The organism is Streptomyces griseus, assembly GCF_001715295.1.
Lineage (GTDB): Bacteria > Actinomycetota > Actinomycetes > Streptomycetales > Streptomycetaceae > Streptomyces > Streptomyces griseus_G.
Genome location: NZ_MDKB01000002.1, coordinates 1,587,306 through 1,602,118, shown reverse-complemented (window position 1 = coordinate 1,602,118; position 14,813 = coordinate 1,587,306). Strand labels below are relative to the sequence as shown.

Sequence of the window (14,813 nt, the reverse complement as noted above, 5' to 3'; positions counted from 1 at the left end):
GCACGAAGGAAGGGTGGTCCGGCGCGCAGGTGCGCGACGGCGTCACGGCCACCTCGTCCCGGTTTCCGGCGGAGGGGCCGCGTCAGGCTGCGCGTACGTACACGGGCGGTGGGCCCCGCCTGATCACCATGTGCTGAAGGAGCTCCCCGGTGGCGGGCGCCGGTGTGTCGGCGGCGCTGCGGGGACGGAGCGGCCCGTTGGCGGGCAGCCCGGGAAGGCCGGCACGCAGGGCGCGTACGAGGGCCATGGCGGCACGCAGCGCCCGCAGCCTGGCCCCGGCCGCGAGCTGCCGGGCGCCGTGCACCGAGAGCCTCGCCAGCCGGAACACCGCGATCTCGCCTCGGCGCAGCAGCCAGCCGGTGGCGAGGGCGGCGACGAGGTGCCCGAGGAACATGGGCAGACTCGGCATCAGCCCGGACAGGAGCGCGCCCGACACGCCGGGGTCGGCCGCGAGGTGCGTGTGCCCGCCCGTCACGGTCGCCGGATCGATGCCCGCGGCCGAGACGATGCGGTGGGCCTGCCCGGCACTGATCTGCGAAGGCCCGGCTCCGCACACCAGCCCGGCGGCGAACCTGATCAGCGAGTCGTCCGCGGACGGCATCGCGGGGTGCGGTGCGTGACGCCCCAGCCCGAAGGCGGTGTGCAGGGCGATCTGCCCGGTCGCCAGCGCGGCGGCGATCGCGGGGAGGGACCGTTCGCGTCCGGCGAGCGCCGCCGTGACGACGAAGACCCCGAGGAACGCGGCGAGCAGGATCCGTCCGGGGACGGGCGCACCTGCGGCCAGCCCGTGTCCGGCCGCGGCCAGCACGACACAGACCGCGGTGAACACCGCGGTCCTCAGGAGCCGCAGACCGGCTCCGGCGCGTGCGACGGGCATAGACATGGCGAGGTCATCATCGCACTGTGCCCCCCGTCCCCGTACGGCAGGTCCGGAAGGTCGGTATCCGTCCCCATCGGGTCGATCGTGGAGTGTTGTACCTGTTCACGGAGGCTCGGTGAGGGCGCCTGGACCGGGCATACACCGGTATACGGAACATTCGCATCCGCCGAATGAGCGCTGTCACAGAGGATTCGTGCTTACGGAGTGTGCCCTGCGGCAATACGTAACCGTATGTCGAGCCGCAGCCAGGAGGCTGGAGCATGAGCATGTGGTGGTCACTCCATCTGCGGCGCGAAGCTGCGAGCGTTCCGCTCGCCCGTCGTTTCCTGCTGGGCACCATGGAGACCGCGGGAGTGGATCCGGACATCTCCTACGACCTGTCGGTCGCGCTCAGCGAGGCCTGCGCGAACGCCGTGGAACACGGTGGCGGCCGCCCGGACGGGAACGGCGCCGCAGGCCCCGGCGCCGACCGCACGGACGACGGGCCGCCCGGGGACAGCGGCGAGCAGTACCGGGTCACCGCTTATCTGGACGGCGAGAAATGCCGTATCGAAGTCGCCGACTCGGGACCCGGTTTCCCGACCCGGCGCACGCTTCGCACCGCAGCACATCCGTCCCCGGGACTTCCGCCGGACCCGCAGCCGCCGGCGGAGCACCCGCCGTCTTCCTGCGGGTACGCCGGCCGGCCGGTGGAACACCCCCCTGCCATGGCCGAGAGCGGCCGGGGGCTCTGCCTGATCGAGGAGCTCGCCGATCACGTCCACTTCGCGAACCGTCCGGGGCACGGTGCGGTCGTCAGCTTCGACAAGGTCCTGAAGTGGCGCGAGGGCGCGCTGCTCATGGTGTCCTGAGCAGCGCGCCCCGGGGTGAGCCGTGCGGCGCCGGGGGCGTCAGCCCTTGAGCCCGGCCATCCACGCCTCGATGTCCTCGGCCCGGCGCGGCAGCTTGTCGGAGAGGTTCCGGTTGCCGTCCTCGGTGACCAGGATGTCGTCCTCGATCCGGACCCCGATACCGCGGTACTCCTCGGGCACGGTCAGGTCGTCGGCCTGGAAGTACAGTCCGGGCTCGACCGTGAGGCAGACACCCGGCTCCAGGATGCCGTTGACGTAGGACTCGGTGCGGGCGGCCGCGCAGTCGTGGACGTCCATGCCGAGCATGTGGCCGGTGCCGTGCAGGGTCCAGCGGCGCTGCAGTCCCAGCTCCAGGACCTTCTCCACGGACAGGTCGCCCAGCAGGCCCCACTCGACGAGCTTCTCGACGAGGACGCGCTGCGCGGCGTCGTGGAAGTCGCGGAAGGCGGCGCCGGGCTTGACCGCCGCGATACCCGCTTCCTGCGCCTCGTACACGGCGTCGTAGATCTTGCGCTGCAGCGGGCTGAAGGTGCCGTTGATCGGCAGCGTGCGGGTCACGTCCGCGGTGTACAGCTCGTCGGTCTCCACGCCCGCGTCGAGCAGCAGGAGTTCGCCGGGACGGACGGCGCCGTCGTTGCGGACCCAGTGCAGGGTGGTGGCGTGCGGACCGGCGGCGCAGATCGACCCGTAACCGATGTCGTTGCCCTCGACGCGGGCGCGCAGGAAGAACGTGCCCTCGATGTAGCGCTCGCTCGTCGCCTCGGCCTTGTCGAGCACCCTCACGACGTCCTCGAAGCCGCGCGCCGTGGCGTCGCAGGCCTTCTGGAGCTCGGCCACCTCGAAGGCGTCCTTGACCAGCCGCGCCTCGGAGAGGAAGACGCGCAGCTCCTCGTCCCGCTCCGCCGTGACCTTGTCGGTCAGGGCGCCCTCGACGCCGGCGTCGTGACCCCGGACGACGCGCACGGGACCGGTGGCCTCGGCGAGCGCGGCCGGGAGTTCGCGGACGTCCTTCGCCGGGATGCCCAGCAGCTGTCCTGCCTCGGCGAGGGAGTTGCGGCGGCCGACCCAGAGTTCGCCCTGCCCGTCGAGCCAGAACTCGCCGTTCTCGCGGTTGGAGCGGGGCAGCAGGTAGAGCGTCGCCTCGTGGCCGGCCCGGTCGCCGGAGCCGGCCGGCTCGAGCACCAGGACGCTGTCCTGGGTGCGGTCGCCGGTGAGGTAGGCGTACTCGGTGGAGGCGCGGAAGGCGTACTCGGTGTCGTTGGAGCGGGTCTTCAGGTTGCCCGCGGGAATGACGAGCCGCTCGCCGGGGAAGCGGGCGGAGAGCGCCGCGCGGCGCGCGGCGGTGTGGACGGCCTGGGGGATCGGCTCCAGACCGTGCAGTTCGGTGTCGGCCCAGCCGGACTTCATGTTCTCGGCGAGCTCATCGGAAATGCCCGGGTACAGGCCGTTCTTCCGCTGCTTGATCGGCTCTGCTTCTGCGGCTTCTTCCGGGGTCTCCGGGATGAGCTCCTCAGACACGATTTGTCTCTCCTTATACGACACTGGGCCCCGTCCATCGTACGGGCGTACGGAAGGGGGCACAGGGTCGGAGGACCTCTTACCTGCCGGGAGCCGCGGTCAGTCGAAGCGTGCCGCCAGGACGACGACGTCCTCGCCGTCGCCGCCCCCGTCCAAGCCGTCCGGCAGGACCGTCCGCAGCACATGGTCGGCGACGGCTCCCGGGTCCTGCCGGAGCACCTTCGGCACACCGGCCGCCGCAGCGTGCAGCCGTTCCAACGCGCGGTCCATGGAGTCCCCGGTGCGGCGCAACAGCCCGTCGGTGTACAGCAGCACCGTTTCTCCGGGTCCCGGGGAGAACTCGACGCTCGGCGCTTCCCAGCAGGAGAGCATGCCGAGCGGTGCGGAGAGGGACGTCTCCACGAACGCGGTCCGCCGGTCACCCGTCACGAGCGGCGGGGTGTGCCCCGCTCCCGCCAGCAGGACCGTGCGGCGGTCGGGTTCGCAGTACGCGTACAGGGCCGTGGCGGCGGTCGCCGGTTCGGTCATCCGCAGCAGCAGTTCGAGATCGGCCAGTACGGCGACGGGGTCCTCGCCCTCCATGACGGCGTAGGCCCGCAGACCGGCGCGGAGCCGGCCCATGGACGCCAGGGCGGCCGGCCCGGAACCGCCGACGGAGCCGACGGCCAGGCCGAGGCTGTTGTCCGGCAGGGGCAGCGCGTCGTACCAGTCGCCGCCGCCCCGGGGCGTGTTCCGGCGGCGTACCGCCAGCCGCACTCCGGGCAGGCGGGGCAGTCTGCTGGGGAGGAGTTCCTCGGCGATGACGGCGGCATCCGCCCTGGCGCGCTCCAGTTCCACCAGACGGGCCAGGTGGGCCGCGGCGTACCGGGTGTACAGCCCGGCCACATGGCACTGGCGTTCCAGCGGTTCGGCAGGCTCGTCGTACAGCCATACGGCGGCGCCGAGCCGGCCGGTGGCCTCGGTGGACAGGGGGACGGTGTAACTGGCGGCGTATCCGAGCAGTGCGGCGACCTCGCGGCAGCGGGGGTCGAGGCTCGTGTCGCCGAGGATGTCGGGGGTGGCCAGCGGGCCGTCCGTGTCCGGAAGGCCCTCGAGGAACCGGCCGTAGGCGGTGGCGCCGCGCGGGACCGTCTCGATGTGTCCGAGTTCCGCGTGGGCGAGGCCGAGCCCGACGGTCCGGGACGGCACGGCCCCGTCGGCCGGTTCGAGCACCAGAAGGCCGCGGCGGGCTCCTACCAGGACGGCTCCGGCGCCGAGCAGTTCGTCCAGGGCGCTGTCGAGGGTGCGGGTGCCGGCCAGTCGCTCGGTGAGTTCGTGCAGCGTCGTGAGGTCGGAGACCCAGCTCGCCAGCCGGTCCTGCAGGAAGGCTGCGGGCGCGGGCGGTACGCCCTTCAGCGGTGCGGCAGTGTGCGTCGAAACGGGAACTGTGGGATCGATTCCAGCCACTTTCGGCAGATGCGGGGCGCTCATGGCAGTCGGCTTTCCGAGCGGTGCGTTTCGGTGAGTAGCATCGCAAACCCCCATGTCGATCTGCGCCGCTATCAGTGCGTCCACAGGTACACGCACCCACATCTACACGCACAAGGAAGGTGATGTCCAGCATTGTCCCCGGGGTATTCGAGCGGTCCATAAGTCAGGTAACTTGGCCAGAAAATGCACCCCCGCGCGGCTATTTGCGATCGACTGGGCGTGCCCGACAAGGGGCGCTCCCGGGGTGAAGTGCCGGGGGGCGCGTCATTCCGGTCATGCTGGGTACGTAAGCGTTGATGGCCAGGGGCGGTTGCCAATGCCCCGGAACCCGACAGTGTGCCCGGACGTCCCCACCCGTGACGACCGCACCCCGGTCCACGAGCGGCGGGGTCTGCACCAGGGCGGCACGCGCGAAGCGCACGCCGTCCGCGCGATGTCCTGACTGGGCGCGGCTCAGTTCAACTCGGTTCAGCTCCATCAGTTCGGTTCCACTCTGTTCGGCTCGGCTCACGCTCGGCACCGACTGACCCGTCCGTACCGCAGACCCGATGAGCACGTACGCACAGTGAACAGACACACGCGCGGAGTGACGGTCGCGTGCTGTGATGTGAACCTCGGCGTTCAACGGAAAGGAACGAGCGCACATGCGCGAGATCCTCGGAAGGCGACGCAGGCGCCGGTCCCGGCGCAAGCAGAGTTCCGCCCGGCTCGACGCGGCGCTCACCTGTGCCACCGCCTGGAAGTGGCCCCTACTCCCCGGAGTGGGGCTTGCGGCGTCCGGAGTGCGCGGTGAACGCGGCCGCGGTTGTGCCTGCCCCGACCCCGAGTGCGCCGTGCCCGGCGCGCACCCCTTCGACCCCGGTCTCCTCGCGGCGACCACCGACATCCGCATGGTGCGCTGGTGGTGGACGAGCCGGCCCGAGGCCCCCGTCGTCCTGGCCACCGGTGGCAGGGCGCCCTGCGCGCTGAGCCTGCCGGCCGTGGCGGGTGTCCGGGCGCTGACCGCGCTCGACGGCATGGGGCTGCGGCTCGGTCCTGTGGTGGCCACGCCCACCCGGTGGTCGGTGCTGGTGGCTCCGTACACACTGGAGCGGCTCGGCGAGCTGCTGCACGCCCAGGACCGGGTGCCCAGCTCGCTGCGGTTCCACGGCGAGGGCGGTTATCTGGTCCTGCCCCCCTCGGAGATCGGTTCGGGGCAGGTGCGCTGGGTACGACCGCCCTCGTCCGACACCGAGGCGCCGTGGCTTCCGGATGTGGGAACGGTGCTGGACGCGCTCGTGGAAGCGAGCAACAGCGCACCCGACGGTGGTAGTCGACTCGCGTTCTGAGCGTCGGCGGGGGTGTGAGGTGCCGCCTCGCGCGCCGGACGCGCGCGGGGGCGCCCGGCCTACGGAACGCGGTGGCCCGGGCGGAGGCGTACACGCCGGTCAGGCGGAGCGCCGGAGGGGCGGGCGGCCACGGCGTCGAACCGCCGGTGCTCCGGCGTGCGCCTGTTCGGCCCGGCCCGGCTGGTATGCCCGGCTGCTGCGCCCGGGAACGAGGACGCCCGATCGCTGGCGACGGGGGATGCACCAGCGACCGGGCTTCCAGAACGGTAACAAGAGATCTGCCCTGAGCAAATTCGATCTCGCCTGTCAGAGCGGCGATTTACCGGTGAGTACGAGCTGTTGTGACGCGAGTCACGGGACTGCACCGGCTCCTGTCACTGTCAGCTGAGCGTCACCTGGCGGTTGGTGAGCCCGCCCCGTGCCCGGCGCTCCTCACCCGTGAGCGGGGCGTCCGACGCGAGCGCCTCGGCGAGGCGTTCCGCGAACTGCGCGGCCGGCTTCTCGCACTCCTCGGCACCCATCGCGCTGGGCAGGTCCCAGACCGGGACCATGAGTCCGTGCGCGCGGAACGAACCGACGAGGCGGGTTCCCTCGCCGAGCGAGGACGTGCCGGCCGCGTGCAACCGGGCGAGGGCGTCCAGGAGATGCTCCTCGGGGTGTGGCATGACCCAGCGGAGGTGGTTCTTCTCCGGGGTCTCGCACCAGTAGGCGGCGTCCACACCGGAGAGCAGCGTGGTCGGGATGGCCGCCGCGTTGGCACGCTCGAGGGAGGCGGACACCTCGGGGGAGGCGTTCTCCGCATCCGGGACCCAGAACTCGAACCCCGGGTGCACGACCGGCTCGAAGGCGGCGCCGGGGTCGAGGAGGTCCTGCAGGCGCGGGCCGTCGACGGGTACCCGGCGGGCGGCGACGGGCGAGCCCGGCTCCGCCTCGAGCGCGCGCTGCAGGGTGTCCGCGAGGTCGCGGCTGAGGTCGCCGGACGAGGTGTCGTTCTGCAGGGCCAGCAGGACGGAGCCGTCGTCACGTCGCAGCGCGGGCCAGGCCATCGGCAGGACGGTCGCGAGCGACACGGACGGCACGCCCTCCGGAAGCCCGCCCTTCAGGGTCAGTTCGACCGTCGCGGCGGGGACGAGCTCGCGCAGCGCGACCCAGTCGCACTCCCCGGCCAGTCCCTCGAACGGGCGCTGGACCAGCTCGGTCACCGCGTGGGCGGCGGCGCGCCCGTGACAGGCCTTGTAGCGGCGGCCCGATCCGCACGGGCAGGGTTCGCGGGCCCCGACGACCGGAATCTCACCGTCCTTGAGCTGCGGCTTCCCTGCCTTGGACTGAGGGCGCTTCTTGGCCATGGTGGGCGTTCTCCCGATTGCGACAGTGCGGTCTCGCCGCGAGCCTAGCCGTCCCCGTCCCCACCCGAGGCCACTCGTTCCACGCCGGGCCGCGACGGCACCACCGTGCCGCCCCGCCCGTCGGCGCCGGGTGGGGCGCACGAAGGTGCCGCACCGTCGGAACCGGGTGCCGGTACGCCGGTTCGGCAGGGCGTGCCTACGAGGTCCGGGCGTCGCGGCCGCCCGCCGGGTCCCGGGCGAGCCGGTTCGGCAGGGCGTGCCTACGGCGTCCGGTCGTCGCGCCTGCCCCTCGCGTGCCGGTACGCAGGTTCGGCAGGGCGTGCCGGTGCCGACGGTCTCCGGGCTTCGTACCCGTCGCCCGCGTGAGCGGTGCGGCCGGTCCCGCGTTCAGCCCGCGTCGTCGAGGGCGTCGAGGATGTCGGAGAGGTCGAGCCCGTCCAGGGAGCCGAGCCCACTGTGCCCGGCCTGTCCGTGCAGCCTGCCCGCCTCCCGCCGGCCGGGGGCCGTACGCCCGGGGCCCGTACGGCCGAGGTGTGCGGCGTGTGACCCGTGGGCCTTCTTCGCGTGATGCCCGGAGACCAGCGCCCAGACGGTGACCTCGCCCGAGGTGCCGTCCCGTACGCCCCATTCCCGGGCGAGGGCACCGATGATGGTGAGCCCGCGTCCGCCCCGCGCGGTGACCGACGGGGTGGACGGGACCGGTCTGGTCGGGCCGCCGCCGTCCGTGACCTCGACGGTCAGGTCGCCCGCTCCGTCCACGCGCCAGGCGGCGCGGATGTCGCCGTCACCGACCTCCGTGTGCCGGCCCAGTGGCCTGCCGTGACGGCAGGCGTTGCTGAGAAGTTCGGAAAGGATCAGGACTGCGTCGTCGACCACCGCGTCCGATACCCCGTTGCCGCGCAGCTGCTCCCGCATGCGGTGCCGCGCCTGTCCCACACCCGCAGGACCATGGGGTACGGCCATGCTCGACGACGCGGGCACCTCCTGTGCCACCACAAACGTCACCCCCGAGACCTCCTTTGCCCCACGCCACGAATGGGATGCCCCCCTGAACTCCGCCGGAAACCGGCCAAAGCCTTGTCGGTGATGCACTCGCAACGTTCGGATACGGAGTGAATGCGCCGGTGCACTACGGGTGACTGATGCTAAAAGCGTCCTAGTTGCGACAGAACCTGTCTGGGCCGGTTGGTGATGATCGCCTCCACGCCCAGGCGCACGCAGAGCTCCACGTCCTCCGGTTCGTTCACGGTCCACACGTGCACGCGGTGGCCCGCGCGGTGCAGGCGGTCGATGTATGCGGGGTGATTGCGTACGACCCGCATCCCCGGCCCGGCGATGCGCGCGCCGGCGGGCAGCCGTCCGTCGCGCAGCCGCGGTGAGACGAACTGCAGCAGGTAGACGGTGGGCAGGGTGGGCGCGGCGGACCTGACGCGGTACAGGGACCGTGCGGAGAAGCTCATGACGCGCACCGGGGACGGCCCGTCGGCCGGCGGTGCGTCCAGGCCGTAACGCCTCAGCAGGTCGAGCAGCCGCTCCTCTACCTGTCCGGCCCAGCGGGTGGGGTGTTTGGTCTCGATGGCGAGCTGCAACGGCCGCCCGGTCGCCCGTACCTCGGTGAACAGGTCGAGGAGCCGTTCCAGCGTGAGTACGGAGGTGAGTTCGCCCGGCACCGGGTCCCAGTCCGGGGACTCCTCGCGGTCCTTCCAGGAGCCGAAGTCGAGGGCGGCCAGATCGGCGAGTTCCAGGGCGGAGACGGCGCCCCTGCCGTTGGACGTGCGGTTCACCCTGCGGTCGTGCACGCAGACGAGATGGCCGTCCGCGGTGAGACGGACGTCGCACTCCAGGGCGTCGGCACCGTCCTCGATCGCCTTCCGGTACGCGGCCAGGGTGTGCTCGGGGGCGTCGTCCGAGGCTCCACGGTGCGCGATGACCTGGATGGGGCGGCCCGGGGAGGGTAGGCGTGCGTGAGTCACGGCCACATGGTGTCACCGTGACGCGACGGAGGTCGCCGCGATGCCAGGTCGGACCGTTTTGTCTGATGTAAAGATTGGTGTGCGGATGCACAGGTCCTGCTTACAGTGGCCTGACGTGCTGTGGGAAAAGCTGGGCGCAGACACGTGCACAGCGGATCTCTTGCCGAATGCCGAGTGGAACCGAGGAGTAAAGAGCTGTGAGCACCGAGAACGAGGGCAACGAGGGCAACACGGTTCCGCCCGTACCGTCTGTTCCGTCCGTACCTCCCGTGCCGGCTGCCGCTCCTGAGGGCACCCCGCAGGAGGCCCCGCCGGCGTCCGGCGCCGAGGGGACTCCCACGGCGCACGGGGAGGCACCGGCTCCGCAGGTTCCGGGCGCGGCGCACCCGCACGGAGCCGGGTCGCCCTTCGACGGCCACCAGCAGCCATCCCACCAGCCGCCTGCCCCCCCGCAGCCGCCTGCCGGCCCGGCCGGCTGGCCGCCGCCGCCTCCGGCGGTTCCGGCCTACGCGGACGGTGCTACGGCGGAGTGGGGTGCCCCGGCACCGTCGGCCCACGAACCACCCCGTAAGCGACGTGTCAACGGCCTCGTCGCCGCCGTGGCCGTGGCCGCACTCGTCGCGGGAGGCATCGGTGGCGCCCTCGGCTTCTGGGCGGCCGACAGCAGGGACGGCGGCTCTTCGGCGGGCTCGACCACGGTCGCCGCCTCGAACAGCCCCAAGGACTTCAAGCGCCCCGCGGGCACGGTCGCGGGCGTCGCGGCGCAGGCACTGCCCAGCGTCGTCACCATCGACGCTCAGTCCGGTGACGGTGAGGGCGGCACGGGCACCGGCTTCGTGTACGACAAGGAAGGCCACATCCTCACGAACAACCACGTGGTGGCCTCCGCGGCGGACAGCGGTCAGCTGACCGCGACGTTCTCGGACGGCAAGAAGTACGACGCCGAGGTCATCGGCCGGGCCCAGGGCTACGACGTGGCCGTGCTGAAGTTGAAGAAGGCCCCTGACGGACTGACTCCGCTGCCCCTGGGTGACTCGGACAAGGTCGCGGTGGGCGACTCCACCATCGCGATCGGCGCCCCGTTCGGCCTCTCCAACACGGTCACCACCGGCATCATCAGCGCGAAGAACCGCCCGGTCGCCTCCGGAGACGGCTCCAGCAACAAGAACTCGTACATGAGCGCCCTGCAGACGGACGCCTCGATCAACCCGGGCAACTCCGGCGGCCCGCTGCTGGACGCGGGCGGCGCGGTCATCGGGATCAACTCGGCCATCCAGTCGACCAGCGGAGGCGGCGTCGGCCAGTCGCAGGCCGGCTCGATCGGCCTCGGCTTCGCCATCCCGGTCAACCAGGCGAAGAACGTCGCCGAGCAGCTGATCAAGACGGGCCGGCCCGTCTACCCGGTGATCGGCGCCACGGTGACCATGGAGGAGAAGACGGGCGGCGCCGTCATCTCCGACCAGGGCGCGGGCGGCACCGCCGCAGTCACCCCCGGAGGCCCCGCGGCCAAGGCGGGGTTGAAGGCCGGCGACGTGATCACCAGGTTCAACGACACGGTGGTCGAGAGCGGGCCGACCCTGATCGGCGAGATCTGGACCCACAAGCCGGGGGACAAGGTCACCCTCACCTACAAGCGCGACGGCAGGACGGCGACGGCCGAACTCACCCTGGGCGAGCGCGAGGGCGACAGCTGACCGGCTAGGCTGTCCCTCGCGTCGAGCCGGACCCCACTGCCGGGGCCGACGACGCGGGGTGGGTTGCCCGAGCGGCCTAAGGGAACGGTCTTGAAAACCGTCGTGGCAGCGATGTCACCGTGGGTTCAAATCCCACACCCACCGCAGGCGAGAGGCCCCCGACCAGTACATATGGTCGGGGGCCTCTGCCATGCCTGCTCCCCGCCGGGCACCGCTGTTCCCCCCGGTTTCCCGCTCTGTCGGGCACGGAAGGGGCACGCGGGGGGCACGGCTGGGCCATGGCTTTGGAGCTGCCGGGGCCAGCTCGTCAGCGGTTGATGGGGATCTCGTAGACGATCTCGCAGTGCGCTGCGGGCACCACGATGTCCGCTGTCTCCACGGGACGACCGTCGTCGCTGTAGTACGTCCGCCGGATGTGCGTCACGAGTGCGGCTTTCTGGATGCCGAGTAGCGATGCTTCCTCGGCGGTCGCGTGCCTGGGTTCGGGCTGCTCCACCGCGTGGCTGATGGTGACTCCGATCTCGGCCATGCGGTTCACGACCCCGGCCCCCGCGTGGGGCCCTCCCTCGGGAAGAACGACGAGGGTTCCGCCAGTGACGGCGTACGGCTCCCAACTCGTCGACAGCTGAACCGGCTTCCCGTCCGCAAGGAACTCGTACGTCGTCCGCACGCACGGCTCGCCTTCGGCGATCCCGAGCCGCGTCGCGATCTCCGCCGGGGCCGGCACCTTCGCGTCGGTCCGGCTCTCCCAGTCGCTCTGTAGGCGAAGGGCCTTCATGTCCTGGCGGAACGGGGATCCGCTGGGCTGCTCACGCGCCGACGACCGGACGACTCTCACGCGCTCCCGGGGCTCGGCGACGTAGGTCCCCGATCCGGCCCGGCCTTCCAGCACGCCTTGGGAGATCAACAACTCCTGGGCTCTGCGCACCACGTTCTCGCCCACGCCGCACTCCTGGCCGATCTGGGCGCGGGATGGGAGGCGGTCGCCCGGTTCCCAGACGTGCTCCGCGATGCGTTGCCGGAGTTCGTCGGCGATGCGGAGGTACGGCGGTTGCTCAGACATATGGAAAATCTAGTCCACTAGCTCTAATCTAGTTAACTAGCTTCACTGAAAGTGATCGCTGGCAACGGAGGGTGCGCTGTGTCCGCTTCGGAAGTGACCGCGGCGGCTATCGCCGCCCGCTTGTCTGCCGCTGGTCTCCGCCCGCGTGTGGAGGAGGACACCCAGTTCACGACGGTCGAGGCAGAAGTACCGGACACGCTCTCCGCCGATTCATGGCGGGAGGTCCTGGACGCGGTGGCCGATGCCGATCGATTCGGGCTCGTGGCCACCAGCTTGAACGGCCGCACCTTATGGGCGGTCGTACGTAAAACGGTCCCCACGACAGGCGACGTCGGGGGACCGGGCTATCAGCGATAGGAGCTGAACAGCATGCTCAACCGTATCCGCCGAGCCATCTCGCGCACCAGAGCGCGGTGCTTCCCCAACGGTCGGCACCGCCGCGCGTTAATGCCCGCCCGGCCGCTGGCCCCTCTCACCTGCCCCGCGCCCGCTGACGCTTCGACCGTCGCCCTGAGGCGGATTCCCGTCGGCCCGCTCCACCGTTACCCGCTGAGGGGAGAGGACGTCGCGCTTGTCCGTCCGTACCTGCTGGCGTGGGAAGAGCAGCGTGCACGGACGCGCTCAGTGTTCGTCGCCCCGCACTTGCCGGCCGATGCCTGGTCGGCCCTCGCGGGGGCCCACTGATGCCTCCTCGCCGGCAACCGCACCCAACGGACACGACTTCAGTCCCCTACCGCTCGATCGCCTGCTGGATCGGGACGCACCACTCCTGCATCGAGCCGTCCCCGCCTGCGACGACGGACGACGTACCAGTGATCTACGAAGTGTGCATCTGCCCGTGCCACTCGACCCCCGGCCCGTCCGCGCCCGTGAAGGTGATGGCATGAGGGCACCAGCCCCCGGCGGCGCGCTGGTTTCCACCGTCGAGGTCACGCCGGCCACCGTGCAACGCGGCGACATCATGCAACTCGGCGGTCAGGCCTGCCGAGTGAGCGACCTCTTCCAGCTTCCCTGCGGGGCCAAGCAACTGGTCTTCGAGTCGGGCGAACTGCTGGCCATACACGCCCGCACCCGGCTCACCGCCCTGCGACCGCTGAGAAGGCGGTGACTCGCTCCGTGCCCCGACGCCATCACGACATCGCCGACGACCTACGCCACCAGATCGCAACGGGCAGCATCAAGCCTGGCGAACGCCTCCCGTCCGAAGCTGGCCTGGCCGCCCGGTACAGGGTCAGCACGGTGACCCCGCGACGCGCTCTCGCCTTGCTCCAGGGCGAAGGACTCGTCGAGAAGATTCACGGCAAGGGCAACTACGTACGTCACCCTCGCCGCAAGATCATGTACGTCGGAGGCTGGGGCACGCTGGACCCCTGGACCGCCGCTGAGCCAACGTTGCGCATCACGGTTCGCAGCACCACGGTTCCGGCCTCCGTGCACCTGACGACGTTGCTGAAGGTGCCAACGGGCAGCCCCCTCGCGGAGTACACCTGTCTCAGCCTCGAACAAGGCTCGCCGCACGGCCTGGCCCGCATCTACATCCCGCGCGACCTGGCCCCGGCCGGAGTCCTCGACGACGACTCCGCGTGCCAGGAGGCAGCCACGCGATTCGCCGTCCTCGGCCCGTCGCCAGCCACCATCCGAGAGACGGTCTCTGCCCGCTCTCCCACCCCAGACGAAGCGTCGGCCCTCCGCATCGGAAACAACATGGCGGTTCTCGCGATCACGCGCATTGCCACCGACACCAACGGCCGCGTCGTTGAAGCCGCGCTCCTGGCCTTTCCGGGAGACCGAGTCGACGCCGTCTTCACCGCCCACCATCTGCTCAACGAGAGGCCAACCCAAGGATGACAACACCGAACGAACTTCGGCTCCTCCCGTGGTCAGGCCCGGGGGACAAGCCCTGCTACCTGAGCACTGACGACCCGGACGGCTACATGTCCCGCCTCGCGGACGGCATCGAAGCGATCCAACTCGGCACGGCGAAGGAACTGTTGGAAGAAGCCTCAGGGGCTCTCGACAACCAGGGGACGTCACTCGACGACATGCGGGGCCTGGTCAAAGAGCTGACCGGGGCTCTACGGGACGTCTACCGCGTCGCAACGAGCCGCGGCCACCTTCGGGCAACGAGCGATCCGTGTGAGTCCGCCTACTGATCTACCCACGCCGAACAGCACAGCAAAAGAGGCCCACGGCTCTGACCAGATCAGATGCCGTGGGCGTCTGGCTTTGCCGACTGACTTCCGCTGATCTTGGACGGCCTGAGGACTGCTGCGCCCCCCAGCAACCTGGTAAGAACGCTGCCTTGGGCTGACCTGGCTCTCACCTGGCGTAAGGAGCACAGTGTGGTGGGACAGCCGTCAGCCGAGCGGCTGCCTGCGACTGGTGGCAACCGAGGAGCCCGGGAGCTCACGTGCCCGGCCGGCTAGGACCGGGGCGTCATCTTCGTCATAACTCCGGATGATCTGGTGGGTGTGCGCCGTAGCCAGATTGTGCAACAAGACCGGCAAAGCGCTATGGCACCTGCTCGGTCGACTAGGTCGCAACCTGTGCGTTCATACCGTAGCGTCGGTGCCGCCGCAGAGGCGCCCGGGCGCTCAGGATGTTGATCGCTGGGCGGCTATGCCGCGTTCGACGGGTACTCGGTCCCAGACCCGGCCAACGGCTTTCGGGTGGGGTGAGAGGCTTTCGTC

14 protein-coding genes and 1 tRNA gene are annotated in these 14,813 nt (G+C 70.8%); 8 read left to right on the top strand and 7 right to left on the bottom strand.

Annotated elements, in window-relative coordinates:
- Positions 1-82: 82 nt before the first annotated feature.
- Positions 83-883, bottom strand: coding sequence for a hypothetical protein (locus BA175_RS13800; RefSeq protein ID WP_069171564.1), 801 nt, complete (start codon positions 881-883; stop codon positions 83-85).
- 257 nt (positions 884-1,140) lie between these two features.
- Between BA175_RS13800 and BA175_RS13795 the strand changes: the two genes are divergently transcribed.
- Positions 1,141-1,731: an ATP-binding protein gene (locus BA175_RS13795; RefSeq protein WP_069171563.1), complete on the top strand. Its 591-nt coding sequence runs from the start codon at positions 1,141-1,143 to the stop codon at positions 1,729-1,731.
- 39 nt (positions 1,732-1,770) lie between these two features.
- Here BA175_RS13795 and BA175_RS13790 read toward each other — a convergent pair whose 3' ends face one another.
- Positions 1,771-3,249, bottom strand: coding sequence for an aminopeptidase P family protein (locus tag BA175_RS13790; protein WP_069171562.1), 1,479 nt, complete (start codon positions 3,247-3,249; stop codon positions 1,771-1,773).
- A gap of 99 nt (positions 3,250-3,348) precedes the next feature.
- Positions 3,349-4,773, bottom strand: a complete 1,425-nt coding sequence (locus BA175_RS13785; protein WP_254667892.1) for a PP2C family protein-serine/threonine phosphatase — start codon at positions 4,771-4,773, stop codon at positions 3,349-3,351.
- A 590-nt stretch (positions 4,774-5,363) separates the two neighbouring features.
- Here BA175_RS13785 and BA175_RS13780 point away from each other — a divergent pair.
- Positions 5,364-6,047: a bifunctional DNA primase/polymerase gene (locus BA175_RS13780; protein WP_069171560.1), complete on the top strand. Its 684-nt coding sequence runs from the start codon at positions 5,364-5,366 to the stop codon at positions 6,045-6,047.
- 380 nt (positions 6,048-6,427) lie between these two features.
- On the opposite strand, the gene BA175_RS13775 is transcribed toward BA175_RS13780, so the two are convergent.
- From BA175_RS13775 to BA175_RS13765, 3 genes are all read right to left on the bottom strand, one after another.
- On the bottom strand, positions 6,428-7,393 hold the full coding sequence (locus tag BA175_RS13775) for a DUF5926 family protein (protein ID WP_069171559.1): 966 nt from the start codon (positions 7,391-7,393) through the stop codon (positions 6,428-6,430).
- A gap of 387 nt (positions 7,394-7,780) precedes the next feature.
- The gene (locus BA175_RS13770) at positions 7,781-8,398 is read right to left on the bottom strand and encodes an ATP-binding protein (protein ID WP_254667863.1); all 618 of its coding nucleotides are present in this window, start codon (positions 8,396-8,398) and stop codon (positions 7,781-7,783) included.
- A gap of 140 nt (positions 8,399-8,538) precedes the next feature.
- Positions 8,539-9,366, bottom strand: coding sequence for a glycerophosphodiester phosphodiesterase (locus tag BA175_RS13765; protein ID WP_069172104.1), 828 nt, complete (start codon positions 9,364-9,366; stop codon positions 8,539-8,541).
- A 197-nt stretch (positions 9,367-9,563) separates the two neighbouring features.
- Here BA175_RS13765 and BA175_RS13760 point away from each other — a divergent pair, with 197 nt between their 5' ends.
- Together BA175_RS13760 and BA175_RS13755 are read left to right on the top strand one after the other, a co-directional pair.
- Positions 9,564-11,060 carry a S1C family serine protease gene (locus BA175_RS13760; RefSeq protein ID WP_069171557.1) on the top strand — a complete coding sequence of 499 codons (1,497 nt, stop codon included), beginning with the start codon at positions 9,564-9,566 and terminating at the stop codon, positions 11,058-11,060.
- A 57-nt stretch (positions 11,061-11,117) separates the two neighbouring features.
- A tRNA-Ser gene (locus BA175_RS13755) sits at positions 11,118-11,204 on the top strand.
- 163 nt (positions 11,205-11,367) lie between these two features.
- Here the strand turns inward: BA175_RS13755 and BA175_RS13750 are convergent.
- On the bottom strand, positions 11,368-12,123 hold the full coding sequence (locus tag BA175_RS13750; RefSeq protein WP_024491523.1) for a GntR family transcriptional regulator: 756 nt from the start codon (positions 12,121-12,123) through the stop codon (positions 11,368-11,370).
- A 78-nt stretch (positions 12,124-12,201) separates the two neighbouring features.
- Between BA175_RS13750 and BA175_RS31760 the strand changes: the two genes are divergently transcribed.
- From BA175_RS31760 to BA175_RS13725, 4 genes are all read left to right on the top strand, one after another.
- On the top strand, positions 12,202-12,480 hold the full coding sequence (locus tag BA175_RS31760) for a hypothetical protein (protein ID WP_069171556.1): 279 nt from the start codon (positions 12,202-12,204) through the stop codon (positions 12,478-12,480).
- Between the two features lie 526 nt (positions 12,481-13,006).
- A complete protein-coding gene (locus BA175_RS30555) occupies positions 13,007-13,231 on the top strand; it encodes a hypothetical protein (protein ID WP_069171554.1) in 225 nt (74 codons plus the stop codon).
- Complete coding sequence (locus BA175_RS13730; protein WP_069171553.1) at positions 13,228-13,971, top strand: GntR family transcriptional regulator; 744 nt, start codon at positions 13,228-13,230, stop codon at positions 13,969-13,971. The genes BA175_RS30555 and BA175_RS13730 overlap by 4 nt, the downstream gene beginning before the upstream one ends.
- Entirely contained in the window at positions 13,968-14,276 is a 309-nt protein-coding gene (locus tag BA175_RS13725; protein WP_069171552.1) for a hypothetical protein, read from the top strand. Before BA175_RS13730 ends, BA175_RS13725 begins: the two co-directional genes overlap by 4 nt.
- Positions 14,277-14,813: the final 537 nt, after the last annotated feature.

Excerpts from the sequence above, each read along its gene's own strand:
- BA175_RS13800 (WP_069171564.1), bottom strand. The coding sequence starts at position 883 with ATGTCTATGCCCGTCGCACGCGCCGGAGCCGGTCTGCGGCTCCTGAGG.
- BA175_RS13725 (WP_069171552.1), top strand. The coding sequence starts at position 13,968 with ATGACAACACCGAACGAACTTCGGCTCCTCCCGTGGTCAGGCCCGGGG.
- BA175_RS13780 (WP_069171560.1), top strand. The coding sequence starts at position 5,364 with ATGCGCGAGATCCTCGGAAGGCGACGCAGGCGCCGGTCCCGGCGCAAG.
- BA175_RS13775 (WP_069171559.1), bottom strand. The coding sequence starts at position 7,393 with ATGGCCAAGAAGCGCCCTCAGTCCAAGGCAGGGAAGCCGCAGCTCAAG.
- BA175_RS13795 (WP_069171563.1), top strand. The coding sequence starts at position 1,141 with ATGAGCATGTGGTGGTCACTCCATCTGCGGCGCGAAGCTGCGAGCGTT.
- BA175_RS13750 (WP_024491523.1), bottom strand. The coding sequence starts at position 12,123 with ATGTCTGAGCAACCGCCGTACCTCCGCATCGCCGACGAACTCCGGCAA.
- BA175_RS13785 (WP_254667892.1), bottom strand. The coding sequence starts at position 4,773 with ATGGGGGTTTGCGATGCTACTCACCGAAACGCACCGCTCGGAAAGCCG.
- BA175_RS30555 (WP_069171554.1), top strand. The coding sequence starts at position 13,007 with ATGAGGGCACCAGCCCCCGGCGGCGCGCTGGTTTCCACCGTCGAGGTC.